This window comes from Pseudohongiella sp. (assembly GCF_040877505.1).
Classification (GTDB): domain Bacteria; phylum Pseudomonadota; class Gammaproteobacteria; order Pseudomonadales; family Pseudohongiellaceae; genus Pseudohongiella.
Window position 1 is genome coordinate 26,355 of record NZ_JBBDNQ010000006.1, and the last position, 12,087, is coordinate 38,441.

Consider the following 12,087-nt stretch of genomic DNA (forward strand, 5'->3'; position numbering starts at 1 on the left):
TACTGAGTTGAGGTCTAACCTGTTGAGTTCTGAAATGGCTGGTTGACATGAAATGCATCTGGTGCGGCCCGGTTGGCCGTTTACCCTGACTGAGAAGGGGATATCCCATGATTACTGCTCCCAGGATGGCACTGCTGGCCTTGACGGTGGCTGCTTCGTCGTTGCTCCATGCGGGTGAACACGTGGGCGATTTCGCGCTCATTGATCACAACGGTTATCAACACAATATGGTCTGGTACGACGATCATGATGCCGTGGTGATACTGCCGCAGGCGGTCGGCCTGACCGATCAGGCTGCGCTGACTGCGTTGCAGGCGTTACACGGCCAATACGCTGATCAGGGCGTTGTCTTCTTTTTACTTAATCCCGGGTTGCAAAGCGACAGGCAGGCGGTTGCCGATGCGGTTAGCGGTGTGGGATTGCCCGTCTTGATGGACGATGCCCAACTGGTGTCTCAGGCCCTCGGGCTGACACAGATGGATCAGGCTGTGGTTTATGATCCGACGACATTTGAAGTCGTTTATCGCGGTCCTGTGCAGCAGGAACTGGAACAGACACTGCGCCGGCTGAAGGCCGGTGAGTCTGTTGACCTGCAGGAGATTGCCGTTCAGGGCAGCCGTATTGAGTATGGCGGCGCGGAAGGTGCGACCCTGTCCTACGTGAATGATATCGCGCCGATTATTGCTGACAATTGTGCCGAATGTCACCGCAGTGGTGGTATCGCGCCGTTTGCCATGGACAGCAAGCTTGCGGTTCAGGGCTGGTCGCCGATGATTCGTGAGGTGGTGATGACCCGTCGTATGCCGCCAGGCCAGATCGACAACAAGGTCGGCCACAAGATAAAGAATGAAATGAATCTGAGCGATGAGGACAAGCAGAAGCTGGTGCGCTGGGTTGACGCCGGAGCATCCATTGCGGGCGCGAACGAGGATCCGCTGACGGAACTGGTCTGGTCGGATACCAAGTGGAAAATGGGCACACCGGATCTTATCGTCAAGGTACCCGCGCAGACGATTCCGGCCACCGGTGTGGTGGATTACATGGATATTCCCATCGACCTGGGTCTGACCGAGGATCGCTGGGTAAAGGGGAGTGAAGTGGCCCCCGGCAGTCCCGAAGTGCTGCATCACATCATCACAACTGTTGTACCCCCCGAGGGCCAGCTGGATCCGCAGACCGCCTTCATACAGGCCATCAACAGTCTGCCGGAAGAACGCGCCCAGGCCATCCGCGCACAAATGTTTGCCGCCATGGCCGCCGGGGAGCAACCTGATATTGATCGCATATTTCGGGAAAACCCGGACATTGATGTCGGTGTGCTGCTGGGCGGCGGTGATGCCGATCAGGCTTCAGTCGCCGGTTATGCGCCAGGCAACAGTGTGTCCTGGAATCCCGACGGGGTGGGTGGTCTGTTGCGCGCCGGGTCCGGCCTGAATTTACAGATGCATTACACGACCTCCGGTATGGAGATGACCGATGAGACTGAAATCGGTATCTACTTCTACCCTGAGGGCGAAGTGCCCGCAGAACGCATGTCCGGTGGCGTGGGCAACGCGTTTACCATTTCCATCCCGCCACAGGCGAAGGATCACGAAATGGAGCTGGTGACCTATGTACCGGCAGATGCGGAAATCCGCAGCCTGATGCCGCATATGCATTTCCGCGGCAAGCGCATGAAGTTCATAGCGCAATACCCCGATGGCTCTGAGGAACTGCTGCTGTCAGTGCCGGCGTATTCTTTCAACTGGCAACTGTCCCATGAGCTGGCTGAACCCCTGCGGGTGCCGGCTGGTACCCGAATCGTTGCACAGGGCGCCTTTGATAATTCAGCCCAGAATCGGTTCAATCCCGACCCTGATACTGAAGTGAACTGGGGTGAACAGAGCTGGGATGAAATGTTCATGGGTTTCTATGAATGGAAACTGGTCAGCCAGGTGGATTGACGGCCTGAGCAGAGGCCTGGGTTTCGCGTCGCGAGAGGTCACGGAAACGCTAAAAAGGACGCTATACGATGATGGAATATCAAACCGTCGACCCCGGTTACAAAAGTCTGCTGCGTGTGGTCATTCTGATTGATACGTTGCTGATGTTGCTTCTGTGCCTTCTGCCGGTACTAGTGGTTCCGGCAGTCCAGCCCTGGCACGGTGCCGTGGCTGCGATTGTGGTTATCGTGGCCGCTCTGTTGCTTGCCGTATTCTGGGTGCCAAAGCGATTCCGCCTGACGGGATATAGCGTACAGCCACAGGCGGTGTATTTTCGTACCGGTGCCTTGTGGCGCGTGCAGACAGTGGTCACGCTGAACCGGATTCAGCATGTGGAAATTACCCAGGGGCCGCTTGAACGATGGTTGAAGCTGGCTCGGTTGATCATCTACACAGCTGGCGGCAAGGGATCGGATTTGACCGTGCCGGGTCTGCCCCTGGGCGGTGCTGAATCAATCCGGGATGGTTTGCTGCGTGATATCGATTCGCAGTACAACGAGACGGACGAAGGTTCCGGGCAATGACAACCTTTGAGCGCGTCTCCCTACTGGCGCTGATCTATTTTATCGGGCGAACGCTGGGCCTGTTCCTGCGTCATGCTGTCAACCTCATCCCCTTACTGGTTGTTATCGTCACCGGTGGTGAACAACTGCGCGGGGTTCTGCTTTGGGTGCTGCCTATCGCTTTGCCATTGATAGTAGTCCTTCATGCGCTGATGTCCTGGTGGTTTTTTCGATACCGCGCCGCTGACCAGACCCTGCATTTGCGTGAAGGTATACTCAAACGCACCCAGCTCACGCTTGAATACGATCGTATCCAGCAGGCTGATATCAGACAGCCATGGTATTTCAGGCCGTTCGGGCTGGCAGTGCTGGGTGTGGAAAGTGCCGGTTCCGAAGGCAGGGAGGTCGAGCTTGCCGGCCTGCTGTATGCACGTGCCGAGTCACTTCGCCAGGCCATGATGATGCAAAAGCCGGCGCAGACAGACACGCCGAAGGCAGACGGTGCGCAGGCAGCTGATTTGCAGATAACACTGCCCGTAACTGAGATTGCCCGCTACGGTCTCATTCATAACCCTGTCCTGTTGATCATCCCGGTTCTGGCCTACCCCTTGAGCCAGTTTGATCTGATTGACGACTGGCTGTTGCCGAGGCTGGAAGGATTTGTTTTTACGGTCAGCAATGGTGGCAGCATATTCCAGAGCGCATTGTTATGGAGTGCGATGTTGCTGCTGGCATTGGTGTTAGTCGTAGCAATTTCCGTAGTGATTGCCATCGTTCGTTATCACGGTTTTACCTTGTCGGTTTCGGGGCAGCGCTACCAGACCAGGGCGGGCCTGCTGACCATCGTCAGCCGCAGTTTTCAATATGTACGCCTGCAACGATTGGTTTGGAAACAGGGGCTGGTTGCGCGACTACTTAAACGCAAAGGGTTGCGTATCGATCAGTCCGGACGGCCAGATACACTGCAGCAGGCGAAAACGTTTTTTATCCCAATACTGGCGCATGATCGGGAGCTGGAACTGAGACAGGCGCTGGGGCAGTCCGAACCTGCCTGGCAATCTGTTCATCCGATGAGCATGGCCTTGCCCTGGGTTTTCTGTAGCGCGCTGGTAGTCTTTGTGGCCGCGCTGGCGTCCGATTGGGAGATGTACTGGATCGGTGTTGCCGCCGTCTTTGCGTTGCCGTTGACGGGGCTTCTGGTGTGGGCTGGCTGGCGTCGGCGGGGCGTGTTTGTGGATGACGACTGGCTGGCACTGCGTCGTGGTTTGATCGGGCATCAGCAGCGCTGGATTCCTGCCTGTAAGATGCAGACCCTGAGCGTCACTCAGGGTCCCTGGCTCAGAGTGTGGGGCATGTCCGCACTTCATGTATACAGCGCCGCAGGTCGAGAGACAATCGCCTGGCTGCCGAGTCCCCAGATAGAGGATCTGCAAATGCGATTGATGACCCGCACGGGTGACTACCGGGGACGCTGGATGTAGTCACTGTGCCGGATCTGTCAGTGTTGTTCTCAAAGCGCCTTGGTCCGGAACCAGCCGGTTATGGCAAATCGGGGCACCTTGGCATAGGGCGCCACGAACGTGACGGCGTGGACATGTGAGACGTCAAACAGGGTCAAGGTGTTGAACTGCGGTGTCCAGGCATCGCGCGGGGTGCCATCCTGCTCGTAGAACTGTAGCAGACCGCCCCAATCCGGATGCCATTCCGGCGACAGATTCATGACGTAAGCTACGAGCCTGCCTTCGTCAGGGTGATAGTCATTGTGCCGGGTAAGGAAGTTGCCAGACAGGTAGCGTGTGGCCTGCGCTGAGGCGCAACTGATGTCGTCATGGCCCGAGATGTGCCGGACTGCATCGAGCAGTGTTTCGCTGTTCAGGATATCGGCGAATGCCCGCAACCGGGCCGGGCCGGGGGCACTGTTTCTGCCGGTGATGTCATGTCTGCCATAAAGAAAACCTGCGCCTTCACCGGCGTTCTGATAGATTTTTTGTTGCAGTTCGTCAATCTGCGCCGGTGCCAGCTGCCGCATTTCCTTGTCACTGAGTGAACCATTGGCACCGTCTATGTTGAAGGCACTGGCAAACTCGGTTTCCCGCGCAAGCGTCTGCAACAGCAAAGACGCATCTTCTGCATCCAGAAACGAATGTACCCTGACGCGATTGTCCATCTGGTATTTCTGCTTGACGAGTGCCGCGTCAAAACCTGGGTTAAGCTGGATATTCACAATATATTGTTCCTGAATTCAGTGAGCGCTCAGCATAATGACTTGCCGACCAAGTATCAACTCGGCAGCGATATGCCGGTGTGACTTACTCCAGTTCACCAATGTCTGCGATGTAAGTTTTCTCCGTGCCGAATCAACCTAAGCATAGTTGGCAAAAAGCGCCATTCCTTGGTCAATTTCATTATCGGTCTCTTGTGGAATATTTTCATGTATCTGAAGTTTATCGTGTTTTTAGATGGCACGTATGTTGCGTACCGTCAGTGTTCAATTGCGCAACGTCAACATAATGAGAATTGAAGGATCAATATGACTGAAAAATATTTCAACAAACTAAGCACATATCTAATCCTGCTGATTGTGGTTTTTGTCCTTTGCCAGCTGCTCTGGGAACATTTGAATGGAGGCGTGGTAAGTCATTACCTTCTACATCGTTCTGATCTCCCGGCGATATCGAATTGGTGGGGGATCGTCATTCTTCCTGCGTTAGCCTGGTTTGCAACCAGGCGTATAAAAAAGCGTATCGCTTTCAGGAATGATGATGTAAGTGGCGGAGGACGGATTCCGGCAGGAATTTTGACAGGCTTTTTTGTCATGCTGATCGTCAGTCTTTTGCAATCAGTCGCTTTTGTCTCTGGCTACGAAAACATCACAATGATGATGGCTTTATGTCTGCTTCTGTCGAGCCTGTTTTTGCCCATTTATCGTGCTGAATGCATTCTCGGTTTTGTGCTGGGTGCGGCATTCACCTTCGGCGCAGTCATTCCGCTCATTGGTATTCTGGTTATTGCTACGATTTCGGCAGTAGCAAATCTGTGTATCGGGCCTTTGCTCGTCTATCTTTGGCGGCGCCTTAAAAGTACTACCTGACAGAATGATGGCAGGGCAGTGGAGGTTGTACTTCGCCCGATCTACCTCAAGTCCCCGTCCCGTACCCGGATGACGTCGTATTCCGGATACTTGCTGGTTACCGGGTAGCTGAACAGCACCAATTGTCTGACGTCCCCCTGCCACAGATTTTCCCAGTAGGTATCAAGCTGTCGATCGGCAAATCGCAGGAAGACTTTCGAGATTTCCTCCAGTAGCTCATCGCAGTGTTTTTCAGGCAGAAACAGCATAGTAACGTTTGACGCCTGATTGTCGTGATCCAGCAATGCCCGTGTTGCCTGCTCCAGACTCCAGGCGACACCTTTGCGGACAAAGCGGCTGTCCGGTCCGAAGGTCATGACGACTTCGGGTATTTTCACCCGGTTGTCCGCCTGCAGTTCAAGAAGGCCCAGATCTTCCAGCTTGCGCAGATACAGGTAGGTGGACAGATCGTCCAGATTGTAGCGCTCAGCAACTGCCGCCGGCGAACGCTGTAATTCGATCAGTTTGGTGTAGTACTGAAACAGGTGGGGATAGCGCACGAATGCCTGGTCCTGCTGCGGACTGAAACTGCGGACTTCGGGCAATTTTTCTTCAGCTTTGCTGATCAGGCCGGACAGTGTGCAGCCTGCGATCTCGGCCAGCACACCCAGCCGGGCCATGCTGATGTCATCCTGGTTGAGCATGCGTTTCACAGTGATTTCGGACACACGCATGCGTTCGGCTATATCGGCGTAAGCAATGCCTTTGCGCTTTAGCTGTTGTTTGATTTCCTGCAAACAGTATTTGACCAGCCTTTCCATCTGGTTTCCTCCCTGGGGATGAATTGACCTGATTATGCGTGATTTGGTATCAAATAACGATACCTTGAAACTTTACCAGGTATCTCTCGTTGATCATCAGAGCTTTGGCTTATAGCCTGACTATCGACTGGCCCTCAGTTGATTTTTGGATGGCAAGGAGACGCGACATGGAAACGACGCCGGTACTGCAGGTTGAAGGATTGAATAAAGCCTACTCACGCAAGGGCGAAAGCGTCAGGGCGGTGAATAACGTGGGTTTCAGTGTACATGCCGGCGAGATCGTAGGTGTGCTGGGACCCAATGGCTCAGGCAAGACCACAACCCTGAAGGCCATTTGTGGTTTGACTGAGCTCGATGCCGGCACTGTGCGACTGGATGGCAATGACATCCGGCTCGGGCAACAGACCGCGATGCGTCGCACCGGCGCCGTATTGGAGGGGGCACGCAATGTCTATTGGCGCCTGACACCGGTGGAGAACATCGTGTACTTTGCCGGGCTCAAGGGGCTGGCACGACAGGAGGCGCGGCGACGTGCCGAGACACTGATCGAGCGGTTATCCCTGGGTGACTACCGCAATCAGCAAGTAAGAATGCTCTCCAAAGGCAACCAGCAGAAAGTTGCCATTGCCTGCGCGCTGGTGCATCAGCCGGCGTTGATCCTGCTGGATGAACCGACGCTTGGGCTGGACGTGGATATGGTGCGCGGCATGAAGGCCTGGTTGCGGGAACTGGTGGACGAGAGCCGCAGTGCCTTGTTGGTGACCTCGCACGATATGGATTTTATTGAGGCGATATGTGATCGCGTGATCATTCTGTATCGCGGCGAGGTGATTTCCGAGAGCAGTGTGGACGAGTTACGCCGCCTGTATGCGCCACAGAAAACATTTGTACTGCAGGTAGATGGTCACCTGTCCGGCAACACGGAGAAAGCATTAACCCGATTCCCATGGCGCGTGGAGACGAACGGGGCATCGTCACGATTGTGCTTGCGAACCGGGGAGCTGGACATTCTGTCTGCCAGCCTGGCCATTCTGGCTGAGGGCGGACACACCCTGAACGACATCAATGTCACCAGTGACACACTGGAGGATATTTTCCTCCATACGCTCAATCAAAATCTCAACCACAACGTCAGTCAGACCCACACCCAATCCGGGCACGGTGGCATTACAAAAAGCATGGACTCGGAGGACAAGCAATGAACACGGACGGACTCAGGTTCTGGTGGCTCACCTTAACCAACGAAGCATATTTTGCGCTGATCATGCTGCGTCGCTATTTGTTCGACACCCTCGTGGGACTGATTGCAATGTATCTGCTTTTTCTTGTTGTGTTCCTGGGTCTGAGGACATTCGGGGGAGAGCTGACTGAAGGCACGCTGGATGCCGTGGTGGTTGGATATATCATGTGGATGTTCGCGCTGCTGGCCTATACGGGCACGGCCCAGTCGATTATCGATGAAGCCAGGCAAGGCACGCTGGAGCAACTCGTCATGGCACCAGCGGGGCTGTGCCGATTGCTGGTCGTGCGGATGATAGTAGGCCTGATGGTGACCGTGATATTCACTACCTGCCTGCTGTTCCTGGCCATGTTCAGTACCGGGCGATGGCTGGAGATTCCCTACCTTCACAGCCTGGGGATTATTCTGCTGGGCCTGCCCGCCGTGCATGGTCTGGGCTTTGCCATCGCTGGTATTGCATTGGTACACAAACGGGTCGGCGCAGTGTCCAGCATCATGCAGTTTGTGTTGATCGCGCTGGTCAGTCTGCCCGCCTGGCCGTTGAGCGGCGTATCTTTGCTGCCCTTTGCCGCAGCGGCTAACACCGTCAATCAGCTTGTCACCCAGCAAGCTGAATTCCCGTTATGGTGGTACGGGTTTATTCTACTCAATGGCCTGTTCTACCTGCTGGCTGGTCTGTTTGTATTCAGACGCTTTGAGGGCAGGGCAAAGTCGTTGAACGTGCTGGGACATTATTAGTGCTTCAGGGGAATGACTATTTTTACAGGAATGTTTTTAAGGTGGGGGCATGCAATGACAGGATGGTGTCAAGTTCTGCGGTAATCCAAAAGGGTGGATTAGTCGTAGTGATCGGTTAAAATGCGTAAACCTTTACATTACAAACTTAAAACACGTGTGCATGGAGCCGATCCCCGTGAACTATCTTCAACTGCAGCAACTGCATAAGGCGCTGACTGCCTTTCTCGTTTTCATCCTCTCCACGCTGTTTGTCGCGTCGACTGCCATGGCAGCTGAAGCCCCGGGTAACCCTGACGCGGCTGAGGGCAACACGAGCTACTCATATCTTGCTGACATCCTGGAAGATGAAGTGGCGCGAGAGCAGCTGATCGATGATCTGCGGGCGTTAGCCACGGGCGAAAGTCCGGCGGTTGCAGCTGCGGACACGCCTGCTCCGCAAGTTGAAGAGCGAACTTCGCCGGCAGGGCGTATTGCGGAGACCTCCCGCGAGTTTGCCGAAAGTTTTGTCAGTGAGTTGTCCAATGGAGTGGCCGCGCTGGCCGCTTTGTTCAGTGGTGATCAGTCCCTGAACATGGATGACGCGCTTAGCGCCACTATCAATCTGCTGGTGGTCGTTGCCGTGACAGTGGGCTTGTTTTTGCTGCTGCGCCTGCTGGTGCGGCCGTTTTTTGCCTCAGCCAGTCGCTGGGCATTGCAGGATACCGGTCGCAGCGCCATGTTGCGCAAACTGGTGGCGGTTGTGGGCTCCGCTATCCTGGACGTTGGGGTCATCCTGCTGGCCTTTTTGGGTGGTTATGTGGTGGCGTTATTTGCGCTCGGTACGCCGGGGGAAATGGACGCCCGGCAGTCGTTGTTCCTCAATGCTTTCCTGTTGATTGAGGTGTTCAAAGCCATCATCCGTGCGCTGTTCGCGTCACGCGACGACGGATTGCGCATGCTGCCCCTGAGCGCCGAACAGGCTGCCTACTGGAATGCGTGGCTGGCACGGCTCAGTGGTTTTATCGGGTATGGCATATTGTTTATTGTGCCAATGGTGAATGCTTCTGTGTCTCCGGCTGTGGGGCGCCTGGTCGCTCTCGTGGTGATGTTACTGGCGTTTTTATATGCGCTGGCCATCATTTTGCAGAACAAGGCCTCGGTCAGCCAACAGATTGAGTTGCGCGCTACACAGAGCGAACTGGCCTTTAACCGGCTGCTGCTGGGCATGCTGGCCAAGAGCTGGTATGTCGTGGCCATTGTCTATTTTGCCGCGCTGGCTCTGGTGACCGTGGTGCGACCCGAGGATGCGCTGCCCTTCATGCTGGCGGCCTCGTTGCAGACCTTGCTGGCGATCGGGATCGGGATGTTCCTGTCCGTGGTGCTGAGTCAGTTGATCAGTCGCGGTTTCCACGTGCCGGAAGAAACCCGCGCCCGGTTCCCGATGCTGGAAAATCGCCTGAACAGCTTTTTGCCAACCATCATGAAGGTGGCACGCCTGATTATCCTGTTTGTGGTGGCGGGTTTTGTCGCTGATGCCTGGGGGTTGTTCAACCTGGCGCAATGGATAGCGTCTGAGACCGGGGTACGCACGCTGGGCACGGTGGTGTCGGTCTCCTTTATCGTCATAATGGCCATGCTGGTGTGGATTGGTCTGGCGAGTTGGATTGAGCAGAGATTGAATCCGCAAGGCGAAGCAAACGGACCCAGTGCAAGGGAAAAAACCCTGCTCACAATTTTCCGTAATGCGGTGGCGATCACCATCATCGTGATGACATTGATGATTGTGCTGGCGGAAATTGGCATTAATATCGGACCACTGATAGCGGGTGCTGGCGTGCTGGGTCTGGCCATCGGCTTTGGCGCTCAGAAGCTGGTGCAGGACATCATTACCGGCGTGTTCATTCAGCTGGAAAACGCTATCAACAGTGGTGATGTGGTGACTGCCGGTGGCGTCACGGGTACCGCAGAGAAGCTGAGCATCCGCTCCCTGGGGATTCGGGACCTGTCGGGCACCTACCATCTGATTCCCTTCTCTTCAGTGGATACCGTCGCCAACTACATGCGCGAATTTGCTTACCATGTCGGCGAGTACGGGGTTGCGTATCGCGAAGACATCGACGAGGTAATTGTGAAACTGCGTGAAGCCTTTGACGAGTTGATGGCGGATCCCGACCATAAAGCCAATATCATTGCTGAACTAGAAGTGCACGGTGTCACCGCGCTGGCCGACAGCGCAGTGAATATCAGGGTACGCATCAAAACCTTGCCTGGCGCGCAGTGGGGCGTGGGCAGGGCGTATAACCGTCTGGTGAAATACCGTCTGGATGCCGCTGGCATCGAGATTCCGTTCCCGCATATGACCATGTACTTCGGTCAGGATAAAGAGGGCAAGGCGCCCCCTGCGCCGGTAATCATCGAGTCTGCGGCAGCAACGCCGGCCGCGCAGATTGAGGACAAAAAGGTGGCGGCCACCAGGACGGGTACTAAAAAGACCACCAAGACCACCAAAAAGGGCGCAAAAACCAATGCCAAAACCGGGGATGACTACGACGACGATGATGATTGATCCATGATGGTTGTTATTGGTCATGGCGATGGACTCCTGGGCGTGTGAGGATTATCCTGAAGGCCATTACACACGACCTAATGGAGGCTCTCAGCCATGAAATCACTTTCCGGTGCCATCAAGCAGCAAGTCAAGTCATTGATCGCCCGGCGCAGCCTTGTCCTTGGCCTGTCGCTGACAGCGTTCCTGATGCCGCTGTCGCTGTCTGTTTCCGCACAGCAATCTGACGCGGAACCGATTTCCGTTGGTGGCTTGCACAGCTTTGAATTGCGCGTCAGCGATGTCGAGCGCTCTCTGGCGTTCTATCAGGGCCTGTTCGGGTCGCCGGTGATCAGCCGGCTGGGTGACACCGTGTCCTTGCAGATTGGCGACGGGCCGCATTATTTTACCCTGGCTCCAACACGTCAAGATGAGCAACCTCACATCCACCATTTTGCGCTCAGCGTGCCCGGATTCGATATCTTTGAACTGCAGCGTCGCCTGTCCGACCATGGCATCATCCGGACGGTAGAAACGCTTTATGACGGTCGTTCGTCGATGGAAACGGCAGGGCTGACATGGACAGTGCGATTGCCGGGTGAAGGCGAAGACATGATGACGGAAAATCATCATCTGTTTATCGCGGATCGAGATGGCATACCGGTGCAACTCTCAAGCCCGAGAGCGTGCGGTGCCGGTGAGGGCAGGGGCGTGCCGTGCAACCTTGAACCGGCGCCAGAAGAAGGCCTGATTGAACTGCGGGAGATCAACCACTTCACCACCTTCGTCGCCAACTACCAGCTCACCAATGAGTTTTATCGCAACCTGTTTGGCCTGGAAAACCAGGCGTTTCAGGGTATGTTCCCGCTGCTTGGTCTGACCGATGGGCGTCAGTTCATGATGTTTGTCGGCGGTACAGCAGAAGGCGAGCCGACCCAGCCCGGTCGTATCGATCACGCCAGTCTCAACATTGAGAACTTCACCGAAGAGTCGGTGCTTGAGCTGTTGACTGAATATGGCCTGAGTGCACGCCCGGAGGGCGAGGCTGCCGAGCCGCTGCAGCACTGGGTCAGCCGACGCATGCCTGAGCGTGGCGGGGCACCCGGCGGGACACCGGAGGTTTACTTCTCCGATCCCGACGGCATACACATTCAGCTGCAACATCACACCTACTGTGGTGGCGGTGGTGTGTTTGGCCAGGACTGTTGA

At 55.4% G+C, this 12,087-nt stretch carries 10 protein-coding genes; 8 read left to right on the forward strand and 2 right to left on the reverse strand.

What is annotated here, in order from left to right:
- Window positions 1-107: 107 nt before the first annotated feature.
- The 3 genes from WD071_RS00335 (at window position 108) to WD071_RS00345 (ending at window position 3,966) form a co-directional block, all read left to right on the forward strand.
- On the forward strand, window positions 108-1,943 hold the full coding sequence (locus WD071_RS00335) for a hypothetical protein (protein WP_368046286.1): 1,836 nt from the start codon (window positions 108-110) through the stop codon (window positions 1,941-1,943).
- A gap of 68 nt (window positions 1,944-2,011) precedes the next feature.
- A complete protein-coding gene (locus tag WD071_RS00340; RefSeq protein ID WP_368046287.1) occupies window positions 2,012-2,506 on the forward strand; it encodes a PH domain-containing protein in 495 nt (164 codons plus the stop codon).
- On the forward strand, window positions 2,503-3,966 hold the full coding sequence (locus tag WD071_RS00345; protein ID WP_368046288.1) for a PH domain-containing protein: 1,464 nt from the start codon (window positions 2,503-2,505) through the stop codon (window positions 3,964-3,966). Before WD071_RS00340 ends, WD071_RS00345 begins: the two co-directional genes overlap by 4 nt.
- A gap of 29 nt (window positions 3,967-3,995) precedes the next feature.
- Here WD071_RS00345 and WD071_RS00350 read toward each other — a convergent pair whose 3' ends face one another.
- Complete coding sequence (locus WD071_RS00350) at window positions 3,996-4,709, reverse strand: 2OG-Fe(II) oxygenase family protein (protein WP_368046289.1); 714 nt, start codon at window positions 4,707-4,709, stop codon at window positions 3,996-3,998.
- Between the two features lie 306 nt (window positions 4,710-5,015).
- Here WD071_RS00350 and WD071_RS00355 point away from each other — a divergent pair, with 306 nt between their 5' ends.
- Window positions 5,016-5,576 (forward strand): hypothetical protein, encoded by a 561-nt coding sequence (locus WD071_RS00355; RefSeq protein WP_368046291.1) that lies wholly within the window; start codon window positions 5,016-5,018, stop codon window positions 5,574-5,576.
- Window positions 5,577-5,617: 41 nt separating this feature from the next.
- Here the strand turns inward: WD071_RS00355 and WD071_RS00360 are convergent, their stop codons facing one another.
- Window positions 5,618-6,376: a hypothetical protein gene (locus WD071_RS00360; RefSeq protein ID WP_368046292.1), complete on the reverse strand. Its 759-nt coding sequence runs from the start codon at window positions 6,374-6,376 to the stop codon at window positions 5,618-5,620.
- Between the two features lie 167 nt (window positions 6,377-6,543).
- Here WD071_RS00360 and WD071_RS00365 point away from each other — a divergent pair, with 167 nt between their 5' ends.
- From WD071_RS00365 to WD071_RS00380, 4 genes are all read left to right on the forward strand, one after another.
- A complete protein-coding gene (locus tag WD071_RS00365; RefSeq protein ID WP_368046293.1) occupies window positions 6,544-7,578 on the forward strand; it encodes an ABC transporter ATP-binding protein in 1,035 nt (344 codons plus the stop codon).
- Window positions 7,575-8,354, forward strand: a complete 780-nt coding sequence (locus WD071_RS00370) for a hypothetical protein (protein ID WP_368046294.1) — start codon at window positions 7,575-7,577, stop codon at window positions 8,352-8,354. The genes WD071_RS00365 and WD071_RS00370 overlap by 4 nt, the downstream gene beginning before the upstream one ends.
- A 175-nt stretch (window positions 8,355-8,529) precedes the next feature.
- Entirely contained in the window at window positions 8,530-10,899 is a 2,370-nt protein-coding gene (ybiO, locus tag WD071_RS00375) for a mechanosensitive channel protein (protein WP_368046296.1), read from the forward strand.
- A gap of 96 nt (window positions 10,900-10,995) precedes the next feature.
- Window positions 10,996-12,087, forward strand: coding sequence for a VOC family protein (locus WD071_RS00380; RefSeq protein ID WP_368046297.1), 1,092 nt, complete (start codon window positions 10,996-10,998; stop codon window positions 12,085-12,087).